The organism is Spirosoma lacussanchae, assembly GCF_005870035.1.
In the GTDB taxonomy this organism is placed as follows: domain Bacteria; phylum Bacteroidota; class Bacteroidia; order Cytophagales; family Spirosomataceae; genus Spirosoma; species Spirosoma lacussanchae.
In genome coordinates, this window is the sequence record NZ_SWJG01000001.1 from 411,591 (window position 1) to 425,589 (window position 13,999).

Sequence of the window (13,999 nt, forward strand, 5' to 3'; positions counted from 1 at the left end):
GGCAATTCATGCATCGTCCTGTTGAGGAAGTGGCCGTTTGTGTTAGATTCATGAATAGCCCTGGCCTTCAGGCCGGGGTGATGGGAATGATTAAACAAACCCCCGGTTTTAAACCCGGGGCAATTCATGGATCGCCCTGTTGCGGAAATGCCCCCATGTGTTGGGTACATGAATAGCCCCGGCCTTCAGGCCGGGGTGATGGGAATAGGCATTCATTTGCCCTGGCCTTCAGGCCAGAAAAAATTGGAGCAACCGCAACAAGCCGGAATTACAGGCAGTCGACGTCGATAACGATGCTGACCTGGCGGAGGCCTTTGTCGGTCAGGATGTCGTTGATTCGGTCCTGGATATAGGCCTTTACGGCTTTGACGTTCACTTTCTCGCGTTCGATCTTGATCAGAATGTCGAACAGGAACTGATTCCGGATGCGCTCGACCAGGGGTTGCTCCGGACCCAGTACCCGCGTGCTGCCGAGCGCATCGGTCAGTTCGGCACACAGGCGTTCGGCGGCCTGCTGACTAATGGCTTTGTCGGGATGGCGTACGGTTAGTTTGATGAGCCGCGAGAACGGTGGGTAGTTGAAATCCTGCCGCTCCTGAATCTCTTCCTCATACAGGCCTTTGTAATCATTCTGGATGATTTTTTGCAGGATGCTCTGGTGCGGGTTAGCCGTCTGAATCAGGACCGTACCCTGCCGGCCAGCGCGTCGGCCGGCGCGGCCGCTTACTTGGGTGAGCATCTGAAACGACCGCTCCGTAGCGCGAAAGTCGGGAAAGTGGATGAGCCGGTCAGCGTCGAAGATACCGACCAGGCTGACGTTGTCGAAGTCGAGTCCTTTGGTAATCATCTGGGTGCCGACCAGCATGTCGACGCTGCCCCGTTCAAACTCGCGGATGATCTGACCATACGCATCTTTGGCGCGGGTCGTGTCGAGGTCCATCCGCAGTACCCGCGAACTCGGGAAATAAACCTGGAGCTGATCTTCGAGCTTTTCGGTACCGAAGCCGATGGTTTTGACTTTGGTAGAACCGCAGGTCGGGCACAGGCGCGGCACCGCTTCCTTATGGCCGCAGTAATGGCAGCGCAGCTCGGCATCGCGCTGGTGGTAGGTCAGGCTAACGGCGCAGTTGGGGCACTCGGCCGTCCAGTCGCAGTCTTCGCACTGCATGTAGGGCGAGTAGCCGCGCCGGTTCTGAAACAGGATACTTTGCTCTTTCCGCTCCAGGTTCATCTCCAGCGCATCGAGCAGGGCCGACGAAAACTCATTCTTCATGGTCTTCTGCCGCTTCTCCTGTTTGGTGTCGATCAGCAGAATATTGGGCAGGGTAGCGTCGCCGAACCGATGATGCAGCTCAACCAGCCCATAGCGCCCCTGTTGGGCCTGGTAATACGTTTCGAGCGAGGGAGTAGCCGAGCCGAGCAGGACCTTGGCCTGCTGCCAGTGGGCCATCATCAGCGCCACATCGCGGGCGTGGTAGCGGGGCGCCGGGTCATGTTGTTTATAGCTGGTTTCGTGCTCTTCATCCACGATGACCAGGCCCAGGTTGTCGAACGGCAAAAACACCGCCGACCGTACGCCCACCACGAACTGATACTGGCCCGAAACTACCCCTTTCCAGACCTCGACCCGTTCGTTGTCCGAGAATTTAGAGTGATAAATGCCCATTTTGTCGCCGAAGACCCGCTGCAGCCGGACTACAATCTGGGTCGTCAGTGCAATTTCGGGCAGCAGGTACAGCACCTGAGACCCGCCCGCCAGCGCCTGCTGAATCAGATGGATATAGACTTCAGTTTTACCGCTGCCCGTGATGCCGTGAAACAGCACGATGTTCTGCTGGTCGAACCGGGCCATGATCTGCTCGGCGGCCCGCTGCTGGTGTTCGGTCAGCCGTATTTCGCCCTGTGGGGCATTGGTGTCGGCAAACCGGGGCTGAATAACCTCGAAGGTTTCGAAAACGGCGTTCTTGACCAGCGTCTGGAGCGACGACTGCGACAGCTCGTCATCCTGATTAAGAATCGTTTTGTCGAGTCCTTTCTGATTGAGTGCCGGGTTATGCTGCACCGGTACGTGACGCAGGTAGCGCATAACCACTTCCTGTTGTTTGGGCAGCTTTTCGAGCCGCTGAAGTAGCACCAACAACTGCTCCCGTTCTTCGTAGTTGGGATGCAGACGAATCTTCCGGATCATCTTCGGTACGTACTTCTCCCGAATCTCTTCAAAAACAATGACTGCTTTCTTACCGACCAGCGATTTGATCAGCGCGGCTATGTTGACGCCTTCGCCCGCCAGCCGACCCAGTTCGTCGTAGGTGAGGGCGGGTTGTTTTTTGAGCTCGGTCAACAGAATCTCTTCGTGCTCGGTCAGCAGTTCCGGGTAGTCAAAATCGGGGTTAAACTGGACTTTCGACTGGCTTGAGATTTTCAGCCCGGATGGCAGCGCAACGTTCATCACTTCGCCCACGCAGCACATGTAATACTCAGACATCCAGCGGAAAAGCTCCAGTTGATAGCTGCTAACTAAAGGGTACTCATCAAGAAGTTCGGTAACATAGCGGGCCTGATAGTTTGCGGGCGGAGAGTTGTGTAAACGGGCCACGATAGCCGTCAGAACGCGGCTGTTTTTCTTGCCAAACGGAACAATTACTCTGGCACCAATTTTGACCAGATCGGCCATTCCCCGCGGTATCCGATAGGTAAACAATTTGGGGACCGGAATGGGTAAAATCAGGTCAGCAAAGAAGGTTACCTCGTCCGCATCAAAAGAAGCAAATAACGTATTGGCTTGATTTTCCACCTTTTCTGAAGAGTACGTTCTGTAAAGATACGGAGAAAAGCGGCTGCGGATGGCAAGGATTTTGTCTACTAAGCGGTTGCTTATTCTACCATTGCCAGATAAGCGGGTAAGCAGCCCGCAGGCCTCCGGTAACAGCGCTGTACCATGCCTTACTAAGTTAACTCTGATCAGTTACTTTTTTTGCCAATTACATCAATTTAACGGCCTCTTAGTATGAAACAAATTTACTCGTACTGTATTCTTGTATTTAGTAGATGGTTCGGTCTGTTTCTGCTGCTCATGCTTGTTACGCTGAGCGCGCGGGCTCAGGTCAGTGGGGTTGTATACCGTGACTTTAATCTAAACGGCATCCGTTCCGACACATTACCTATTGAGGTAGGCATTAAGGACGTATCGGTACAAGCCTTTGCCGGCCTGAGCCGGACAGCGCTCACGACGACCACAAACGCCAGCGGTCGCTTTAGTTTCAGTTCGGCTCAGATTCCGCCCGGAACGCCGGTGCGTATCGAGTTCGGCAACTTACCAACCGGCGATTACGAAGGCCCCTACGGTAGTGGCAGTGGAACCCGGGTGCAGTTCGTAACGGCGGGCGTATCGGCAACCGCTGTCAGCGTTGGCCTGAACTACCCGTCCGATTTTTGCCAGAGTACCGACGTGAAACTGGCAACGCCCTGCTATGTAAATGGCAACTCGAACCTAACAGACGGTATTTCGCCAGATGAACAAACGGCCCGGGCCGATGCGCTGGTATCGGTTGCCTATACGGCCAGTGGTGTCGCTTCGCCTACTAATTTTTACCCTACTCACCTGGCATCGGCCGGCGAGGTTGGCGCCACCTGGGGACTGGCTTATCAGCGACGTAGTAAAAAGCTGTTCTCAGCGGCCGTTCTGAAGCGGCATACCTCATATGGCCCGCTGGGACCGGGGGGTATTTACGTGACCGATATTACATCATCCAATACGGGCAACTTTCTGGATGTCAGTACAATTGGTATCGACGTAGGAAGCGATTCGCATAGCGGTCTGTCGGGAAATAAGCTACTGCCCAACGCCGATCCCGGTCCGATGACCGATGTTGGCAAACGCAGCTTTGGCGGCATGGATATGTCGGAAGATGACAAGACACTGTATTTCGTCAACCTCAACGATCGGAAGCTCTATGGGCTCTCCCTGGGCGTACCTGCCCGGGTACCAACGGCTGCCGATGTAAAATCATGGAGCATTCCCGACCCGGGCTGTTCTGGTGGCGACTACCGGCCCTGGGCCGTAAAGGTGTATCGGGGTAAGCTGTATATCGGTGTTGTGTGTTCGGCCGAAACGTCGCAGCAGCTAAGCGATCTGAAGGTGACGATCTACCGCATGGACCCCTCGGCTGCCAGCCCGGTCTTTGAATCGGTACTGGCCTTTCCGCTCGATTTCCGGCGCGGCCCGGCCGACCTGACCACTGATCCGCTCAACCCGGAGAACTCCTGCGCGCGCTATGACCGGTGGCTCCCCTGGACAAGTGCCTGGCCAACGCCCTGCGGAGCCGGCACCAGTCCGTATTTTGTGATGCATCCGCAACCGATGATCACCGATATTGAATTTGATGACGATGGGTCCATGATCCTGGGTTTTCTGGATCGGTTCGGTATGCTGGGGGGCGTTCAGAACCACGATCCGAACGGCAACGGCTTTTACGATGGCTTTACCGGGGGCGATATTCTTCGGGCCTACAACAACAACGGGACCTACGAACTGGAAAAGAATGGGAAAGCCGGTAACCGGACGGGTAGTGGGGTCGCTAACAACGAAGGCCCTGTTGACGCCAGCAATATCGGTGGCGAATTTTACGGGCTCGACAACTGGATTTTCTTCGGCAATGTGGCGCACGCCGAAGTAACCAACGGCGCCCTGAGCCTGATTCCGGGCTACAACGAAGTGGTTACCTCGGCCTTTGACCCAATCGAAGGTATTTTTAAAGCGGGTGGCCTGAAGGTGTTTAACAACATGACGGGCCAGGTGAACCGTAATTTCGTGTTGTACGCTCAGGTACCGGGCCTGTTTGGAAAAGCGTCGGGCCTGGGCGATAGCAAACCCCTGTGTGATCCGGCACCGGTTGGTATCGGTAACCGGGTCTGGTTCGACGATAACCGCGATGGTATTCAGGATGCGTATGAACCCGGTGTCGACGGTATCGTGCTGACGCTGCATGATATGGAAAACGGAGGGGTGCAGATTGCTTCCCAAACTACCCACGAGGGCGGTCAGTATTATTTCGACAACCGTACGGTGCCAGCCGGTATCCAGTTTAATCACCGCTACGAGGTTCGGATGGACCTCTCGCAACTACCCCTGCTCGACATTACGCTGAAAGGCGCCAGGCCTATCGGTTCAGCCGGGGGGCGGCTGGCGGCTCGCGGGGGGCGGCAAAGCGCGGTTGTGCAGCGGTCATATGCTATTTCGCCCCTGAACCGGACCGATGGTAATTCGGATACCGATCTGCGCGATTCCGACGCCCTCACAACCGGGTCGTCGGCCGTGATTGCCGTAACAACGGGCGATGCCGGCCAGAATGACTTTTCCTTCGACCTGTCGATGTTCTCCTGCCCGATGCTGGCACCTGAAAAAGAAGCGCTCACCATTTGTTCAGGCACTTCTGTCGATTCTGTAGCTGCGTATGGGTTGCACCTGAGCCTGGTAGATCAGGTGCGGTTTGTGTTGTTTACCAGTCCGCAGTCGGGTACGGCTATGTATAGCGGAGGAACCGTACTCGGAACGGTATCGGCTACGGCCGGGCCGGGTATATCAACTACCGCGCTGTCGGCGTCGGCCACGGCTGACTCCATTAAGCGGGCGGTGCTGCATACGCCTTCGTTCAACACGACCAACAACACCGCCACGCCCCAGGCACAGTACATCTACGCCATTGTGTTCCCTACACCCGAAGATCCGGCTTGCCGGCAGTCGGCAGAAACGATCATCAATGTGTTGCCGGCGCTGAAAGCCCGGGCTACGGGTGCTACCCTCAGCTGCTCGACCACGGCCATAACGCTGCTGGGAGAGGCTTTGTATGGTGATGATACGCCCGCCACCGGGGCTACGTTTGTCTGGACCGGGCCGGGTGGTTTCAACAGTGTAGCGCAGCATCCGACTACCGACCAGCCCGGGGTGTATACGCTTACGGTTGGCGACGGTAGCTGTCCGGCGTCGGTCAGTACAGCCACCGCTACGGTTACTTCCGATACATCCGTACCTTCGCTCACCGCCACGGTTACAGCCCCGGCCTGTTTAACCTGCCTGGCTACCATTTCAGCTACTGCCCCCGGCGCATCGGTCCTGTGGACAGGCCCCGACTCCTACACGTCGACGGCTTTTGTTAACGAGGTAACCCAACCCGGGGTGTATACGGTGAAGGCTACCGCGGCCAGCGGCTGTTTTATCTCGGCCAGTGTCGAGGTGGTTGAGTTGGGGTGTCCCGAACCCACCTGCATCCCGATCCAGGCTACCCGGATTCGATAAACAACCCCGTAAATCGTCTGGAAAACCCCTCAGAAACGCAACCTTTGAGGGGTTTTTCTATGTTGCATACCTAGAGGGCAGGGCAGACTATTTGCTGACGACTACCTGCCAATTGTCTGAATATGCAACACTACGACGTCATTATTGTGGGCGGAGGGCCCTGCGGCCTGGCTGCCGGTATCGAAGCCGCCAAATCGGGTCTGAGCCATCTGATTCTGGAAATGGGTAGCCTCACCGAGTCGATCCGTCAGTATCCGCGCCGGATGCGTTTCTTCTCAACCGCCGAAAATATCGAAATTGGCGGACTGCCCTTTCCGATATCGGGCGTCAAAGCAGGCCGCGACGAAGCCCTGCAATACTACCGGAAAGCGGCTGCGTATTACAAGCTGAACACCAAACTGTTTCAGGAGGTGTGGGACGTACAGAAACAGGGCGACCTGTTTACCGTTTCTACCACCACTGGCGATCAGTACCAGGCGCGTAAGGTGATCATGGCCACGGGCTACTTCACCCGCCCCCGCTGGCTGAATATTCCCGGCGAAACCCTACCCCAGGTGTCGCACTATTACGACGAGCCCTTTAAGTATTCGTTTACGAACGTAGTCATCATTGGTGCGTCGAACTCCGCCGTTGAGGCCGCGCTCGAACTGTATCGACACGATGTGAACGTAACGGTTGTGCACCGGGGCGACGATTTCAGGAGTACGGTGAAGTACTGGCTGGTACCCGACGTTAAAAACCGCGTTCGGGAAGGTAAAATCAAGACCGTTTTCGACGCCGTTGTTACCCAGATCGACGAGAAAAGTGTAACGGTGAACAACCTGAAAACCGGCGATGAAACGCAGATTCCGGCCGATTTTGTGTTTGTGCTGACGGGATACATTCCCGATGCCGATCTGCTTCGCCGGTGCAGCATCGATCTCGACCCGCTTACGCAGGTGCCTGTCTTCAACAAAGAAACTTTTGAAACCAACGTGCCGGGCCTGTACGTCTGCGGTACGGTACTGGCAGGAATCTACACCGAAAAGGTGTTTATCGAGAATGGACGCGAACACGCCCAGGCCATCATTGACCACATCATGGGCCGCGAAGTACATAAGGTGGCGGAGCTGATTCAGCGGATTTAAGCCGGAACGAGACCGTTCCGGACCGACAGCGGGGGCAGGGCGTCGATATACTGTGGCTGGAAAGTAGGATTCAGGTCCTGTGCGGCTTTCTGGTCGAGAGCCAACACACAGACGAACCTTCATGAAATCACTTTGCACGCTCCTGCTGCTGCTCATTGCCTTCCTCCCGGCTGACACCCTGGCGCAATCGAAAAAAGCGGGTAACCAAAAGGTCATCAGAACCCTGATCGTAGACGGGCAGAACAACCACGAGCAGTGGCCCAAGATTACGTTCATGATGAAACGCTACCTGGAAGAAACGGGTAAATTTTCGGTCGATGTGAAGCGCACGTATTTTACCTGGAATGGCGCCGATCTAATCGATAAATACAAGGTAGACGGGGTCAGGAGCACCCAGGCCCTGCCGAAACCCAAAGCCGATTCCAGCTTTCATCCCGACTTCTCCAGGTACGATCTGGTTGTCTGCAATTTTGGCTGGAATGCGGCCCCCTGGTCAGACGAGACGCAGGCCGATTTCGAGAAATTCATGAATGAGGGGGGCGGGCTGGTTGTCATCCACGCGGCCGATAACTCGTTTCCGCTCTGGCCCGCCTACAACAAAATGATCGGTCTGGGCGGCTGGGGCGACCGAACCGAGAAAGATGGTCCCTACGTTTACTACGACCAGGGCGGGAAACTGGTCAAAGACAGTCAGGCGGGACGCGCCGGTTCGCACGGTGCGCAGAAAGAGTTTCTGATAACGGTTCGGGATACCCGGCATCCGATCACCAAAGGAATGCCGCTGAACTGGATGCATACAAAAGACGAGATGTATGACCGGCTGCGTGGCCCCGCCGAAAAAATGACGGTACTCGCTACGGCTTTCTCGCCCAAAGAAAACCGCGGTACCGACCGGCACGAACCCATGCTGATGACCATTGAGTACGGAAAAGGCCGCATTTTTCACACGCCCCTGGGCCACGTCGACTATTCAGTCGAATGTGTTGGCTTCATTACCTGTCTGCAACGCGGGGCCCAGTGGGCCGCCACGGGTAAAGTCGACATCCCGATCCCGCCCGATTTCCCGACGGAGAAAGCGACCAGCCAGCGCCCGTTTGTTGAATAGATCAGTCTGTTTCTGACCTGTCGTTTTCGATTCCTTCAGCAGCCAGCCGTCCCCAGCGATTTGTGGGGAGGCTGGCTGTTTTGTTATTGGTGCTACAGACAAAGGCTCACCATTGGGCGGTTGTCTGATAGTTATTGGCGAACCGTAACGGCTGGCTCTACGGATTTGTCAGGCCAAGGGGCGCAATCGGGTACTTATTTCTGTATACCGAAAAGTAAATTAAACAAAACGCGCTACTTACATTGAAAGTAATACTTACGTTGCTGTAAGTTATTGTTGCAGAATAGATAAGCAGGAAAAAGCTCAACAATCGAGCCCATACATCGTTCACGCAATCGAACAGGGTCATAAACAAAAATCTACAGTAGAGAAAGAACCTCTTCTTAAAAAACAATTAAAATTCATAATATCGTGATCTGAATTTGCCAATCAGTCGCTCAATCTGCCCCGTATGGTTCGTCGTAGATGCTGGCAAAGGAGTGGCAGGGTAAGCTGATTCAGGCATTGGTCTCTTCTGAGTGACGCTGTGCGGACGTTGTAGAAAGGCTACTTACCCTCTTAATTATACTCAGATTGAGATGATGCTGTACCGCTATCTGCTGTTTTGTCTGGCCGTTCTGGTACCGCAATCAGGGTTTACACAGTCGGGAGGAGGTTGTAATTGCGCCGTTACCATTACGCAGTCGGGAGCTTACGACAACAACGTACTGAACGTACAGCCGGGCCAGACGGTCTGTGTGCAGGCGGGTCAGTATACCGGCCTGAGCTTCCGCAATTTTAAAGGAACGGCTGCCCAGCCCATTCGTTTCATAAACTGTGGCGGGCAGGTCCGGACGGGTGTTGAAACAGGGGGAGAAGCCCTGGGATTCAGCAACAGCAGCCACTTCGTCGTGAGCGGCTCCGGCGATCCGGCGGTTCAGTACGGGTTCGTGGCCAACAAGGTTAGAAGTGGTGCATCGGCGGTAGGGGTGAGCGGTACCAGCACCAACTACGAAATGGAGCGGGTAGAAGTGGCCGGCTCGGGGTATGCCGGCTTTTTTATGAAGCTCGACCCTGGCTGCGACTCCATGACCTACCAGCCCAACTATACCGTCAGAACGGTAAAGATTCACGACAACTATATCCATGACACCCCCGGTACGGCTATGTTTCTGGGCAGCGGGCAGTCGGCTACCAACGGGGTGCTGATTACCTGCAACGGCGTACAGAAACGGGTGTACCCGGTTCAGATCGAAGGACTGGAGGTCTACAACAACCGGATCGAATACATTGGCGGGGCCGCTATGACGGTCAACAACGCGCCGGGCGCTTCTATCTATAACAACAGTATACTATACACCAATCTGGGCGCTGTGCCGCCGGGCTGGCAGATAGGCGGTTCATCGGCCTGCGGCTGCGATTATACCGTTACCAGGGCCGGTTCGTATAACAACCACCTGCTGCGGGTAGCGCCCGGGAAAACGGTTTGCCTGGCGGCAGGGGCCTATATGAACACCACCTTTACCAACTTTGTGGGTACCCCCGCCCAGCCAATTCGTTTTGTGAACTGCGGTGGGCCGGTGTCGTTCAGTTCGACCTCCAACGCGAGCTGTCTCCAGTTCTCGGGCAGTCGGTATTTTGTGGTGAGCGGCAGCGGTGATCCGGCGAATCCGTACGGCATTCACCTGGCCAGCGCCACGGCGGCAGCGGCTCTGGGTATCGGGGGTATGAGTTCTGACTGCGAGGTAGACCACCTCGAAGTGTCGCAGTCGGGGTTTGCCGGTATGTCGATCAAAACCGACCCCAGCTGCGACTCCCTGACGTGGCAGGCCAACTTTACGATGTACAACGTCAACGTACACGACAACTACATCCACGACACCAAAGGTGAAGGTATCTACGCTGGTAACTCGTTTTTCGGCACCGGCATGACCATTTCCTGTAACGGGATGCAGAAACAGGTTTACCCACACCTGATTTACGGACTCGATATTCACCACAACCGAATTGAACGCACCGGCGCCGAAGGGCTGCAGTACAGCTGCGCACCCGATGCGAAGGTTCATCATAACGAGCTGATCGATACCGGTATTTCGCCGTTTGCCTACGGACAGAACAACGGCATCCAGATTGGCGGAGGAGCCGGGGGCGACTGCTATAGCAACACCATTCGGCGGGTGGCGGGCATGGGCATCATTGTGGTGGGGCATCTGGGTAACAACCGCGTTTTCAACAACGTAATCAGCCAGGTAGGGGGCGATGGCATCTTCTGCGACGAGCGGCCCGGGTCGCTGCCGGGTACGATCGTGCAGATCGTTAACAATACCATCAGCGGCTGCGTCCGCGACGGCATCCGGCTCTACAATCAGGACAACATCAATACCATTGCCAACAACGCCATCACGAACTGGGGGAGTCAGGGGCGGGCGATCACCTTTGCGCAGGGTGCTACGGCCTCAGTCATGACCAATTTTTCGGCGGTGTCGTACGCTACGGCGGGCTATGCCGACGCGGCCAGCGATAATTTTCTGCTGGTAGCCGGCTCTCCGCTGATCAACGCGGGTACCCACGCGGCCCAATGGGGCGTTGTAGCGGATCGGAACGACCAGCCCCGGCCGGCTGGCCAAGCCTACGACATAGGCGCCTATGAATTCATCCTGGCCGGAGGCAACGGAGCCCGGGCAAGGGCCGACTATGAATTGCCGCTGCTGCCCGATTCAGCGCTGGAGGGGGTGCTGGCGTATCCGTCGCCCTGCGTGGATAAACTAACCATTCAGCTGCGGACGGGGGATCTGATCAGCCGGGTAGCGGTTTATTCGGTTCAGGGTCAGCTGATGAACCAGATTGCGATTCCCGGTCAGCAGGAAGCGGTTACCCTGTCGACTGCTACCTGGCCCGCCGGTACGTATACCTACCAGGTTCAGGCCGGCGACCGCCTGATTCGGGGCCGGGTCATTAAATTATAAGCTGCCCATCTACTATCTACTGCCTGTTTCGATCGAACTCCGTAGTCAGCGGTATGCCCTGGGCTAGGTGGCTATCCAGTCACCTCATTTAAGTTTCTAAAGTGAAATATTATTAACTTATTATTTAGAATAGACAGATTTTTTTAAATTTACCTGCCCGTCGAAGTTTACAGGTAGTTGTTAGTCTATTTATAGTAATTTCTAACTAGAAAAAAGCCGCTGTTATCGCTAGGGTAGTCGTACCCAGGCGCCAGCGTTACTGAACGAACCCTTATGACTCCCCCTTCACTGCTTTTCAGGATAGCCAGTAAACTGGTGAGTCTGTATGTACGTATTCGCTATGCGGGCGTGCCGCCGGGCTATCGTTACTATTACCGGAATACTTATCTCTGCAAACTGGTGCAGATCAGGTACGTCGTTGCCGACTTTATCCGGCGCAAGCCCTACAAGGTAATCGGGTTCGATGGCGAGTTCGGGCCAGACCTGCAGTTTGCGCTACCCCATGCATACTGGCATTATAAAAACGGCACCCTCAAAGCTACGCAGTCCACCAAATTTATGGGTGAGTTTTACTACTTCTCGCCCGAGCATACGGCCACGTTCGACCGGCGCACGACTGAGGGAAACTATAACTACGACCTGCCCCGCACCCTGTACAGCCACGATTACGACATGAGCAAGTGGACGCCCGTACCGCTGAAAGAAATCTACCGGAACGACGTGTATGTTTATGATAAACCGATCCTGATCATTGCCAATCGATACAACCAGGAGTGGGACGGGCCGCCGGTCAGTTTTCTAAGCGTGGAGGTCATCGATTTCATTATCAGGTCGTTGAAAGATCGGTATACCATTATCTACAACCGGCCAAAACTGGCGCAGATCGTAATGGACAACAGCGATTTTCACGATCTGGGGGAGTTCGACTGGCTTCGGCGTGAACATCCGGAGGTGCTGCTGATGGAAGACCTGTTTCAGGCCAACCGGGGCAACGCCCGCAATTACAACCATTTTCAGCTCCAGCTTTACGCCAACGCCGAGCGGTTCATCTCCACCCATGGCGGCACGTCGGTACTGGCCAGCTACTTTGGCGGTATCAACCTGATTCTGTCTAAGAAAGGACCCGAGCATCACTTCAACTGCTACCAGACCCTGTATCCGCAACTGTCGGGCGCTACCATCCTGCACGCCAAAACCGACGAAGAAGTGAAGCAGTACGTACAGTCACACTTCGCCGGAACCGGGCAGCCTGCTTCGGCGACCGCCCTGGTCAGCTAACCCCGGCCTATGAAAACAGACATCGTGTGCGTAGGTCTGGTCAGCTGGCCGGGCGATTATAACAAGTCGACGGTACAGCTGATGAACGAACTGGCCAAAGACCACCGGCTGTTGTTTGTCAATTACGCGTTTACCATCAACGATGTGGTCAAGCACCTGCTGGGCCGGGCCAGGATACCGTTGCGGGCCGTACTGGGTCTGACTGATCGGCTAACCACCCATTCGCTTGCCTCTGACGCAAGGCTGCACGTATTGACGCTCCCCTGGACGCTCCCCATCAACTGGCTTCCGCCCGGTGCCCTCTACACCGCCCTCCTGAACTGGAATGCCCGGCGGCAGGCCCGCTGTATCCGGCGGGCACTCGATCGGCTGGGCTTCTCCCGGCCGGTGGTGATCAACGCCTTTCATCCCTCGCTGGGCGTAGCTATGGCCGGTTTGCTGAACGAACGGGCGCTGATTTATTACTGCTATGACGATATCCGGGCCGAAGCCTGGAGCCGACAGCATGGCGAACGGCTTGAGAAGCAGTTTCTGCGCCGGGTCGATGCGGTCGTGACTACCTCAGCTGCGCTGGCGGCTGCCAAACGAGCAGAGCAGCCCCGTACGTTTCTGGTCGAAAACGGGGTCGATTTCGACCAGTTTTACCAGCCCGACGCGCTGTACCCAACCAGTCGGGCCGTAAAAACCATTGGCTACATCGGTGCGCTCGACAACCGGATCGACTGGTCGTTACTGGAGCGCTGTTTCACCCATTTTCCCCATATTCAGTTCCTGCTGGTTGGTCGTATACCTGATCCGGCGCTGGCGGCCTGGCTGCGCCAGTTTGAAAACGTGCAGGCACCAGGGCCCCAGCCACCTGTCGATTTGCCGACCTGGGTCCGGCAGATGGACGTGGGCCTGATTCCGTTTGTCAGGAATGAGCAGACCCGGGCCATTTACCCCATGAAGCTCAATGAATACCTCGCCACCGGCATCCCGGTTGTCGCTACTGATTTTACCGATCTGAGCCAGTTTGATGGGCTGATACAGGTAGCCTCAACGACCGATGCGTTTGTCGACGCGCTTCAGGAAAGTCTGCTGTTCGATAAGCCTGACCTTTGTTTGAAACGAATCGAGATGGCCCGGTCTAACTCCTGGCAGCACCGGGGACAGCAGTTTTCGGCCATCATCGACGAGGTACTGACCCAGCCATCGGCAGCTGAAACGCAGGCTGATGCGGTAGCGCATCAGCCCGCTACAAGGTAGACAA

Annotated in this window: 7 protein-coding genes; 6 read left to right on the plus strand and 1 reads right to left on the minus strand. The window is 55.7% G+C overall.

What is annotated here, in order from left to right:
• Nucleotides 1-268: 268 nt before the first annotated feature.
• On the minus strand, nt 269-2,794 hold the full coding sequence (gene priA, locus FBR45_RS01685; protein WP_138498762.1) for a replication restart helicase PriA: 2,526 nt from the start codon (nt 2,792-2,794) through the stop codon (nt 269-271).
• A 213-nt stretch (nt 2,795-3,007) separates the two neighbouring features.
• Between priA and FBR45_RS01690 the strand changes: the two genes are divergently transcribed.
• The 6 genes from FBR45_RS01690 (at nt 3,008) to FBR45_RS01715 (ending at nt 13,995) form a co-directional block, all read left to right on the plus strand.
• The gene (locus FBR45_RS01690; RefSeq protein ID WP_138498764.1) at nt 3,008-6,295 is read left to right on the plus strand and encodes an SdrD B-like domain-containing protein; all 3,288 of its coding nucleotides are present in this window, start codon (nt 3,008-3,010) and stop codon (nt 6,293-6,295) included.
• A 122-nt stretch (nt 6,296-6,417) separates the two neighbouring features.
• Nucleotides 6,418-7,422, plus strand: coding sequence for a YpdA family putative bacillithiol disulfide reductase (locus FBR45_RS01695; RefSeq protein ID WP_138498766.1), 1,005 nt, complete (start codon nt 6,418-6,420; stop codon nt 7,420-7,422).
• 121 nt (nt 7,423-7,543) lie between these two features.
• Nucleotides 7,544-8,527, plus strand: coding sequence for a ThuA domain-containing protein (locus tag FBR45_RS01700; RefSeq protein ID WP_138498768.1), 984 nt, complete (start codon nt 7,544-7,546; stop codon nt 8,525-8,527).
• Between the two features lie 578 nt (nt 8,528-9,105).
• Nucleotides 9,106-11,472 carry a right-handed parallel beta-helix repeat-containing protein gene (locus FBR45_RS01705; protein ID WP_138498770.1) on the plus strand — a complete coding sequence of 789 codons (2,367 nt, stop codon included), beginning with the start codon at nt 9,106-9,108 and terminating at the stop codon, nt 11,470-11,472.
• A gap of 273 nt (nt 11,473-11,745) precedes the next feature.
• Nucleotides 11,746-12,750 carry a hypothetical protein gene (locus FBR45_RS01710; protein ID WP_246082076.1) on the plus strand — a complete coding sequence of 335 codons (1,005 nt, stop codon included), beginning with the start codon at nt 11,746-11,748 and terminating at the stop codon, nt 12,748-12,750.
• Between the two features lie 9 nt (nt 12,751-12,759).
• Nucleotides 12,760-13,995 (plus strand): glycosyltransferase, encoded by a 1,236-nt coding sequence (locus tag FBR45_RS01715; protein WP_138498772.1) that lies wholly within the window; start codon nt 12,760-12,762, stop codon nt 13,993-13,995.
• Nucleotides 13,996-13,999: the final 4 nt, after the last annotated feature.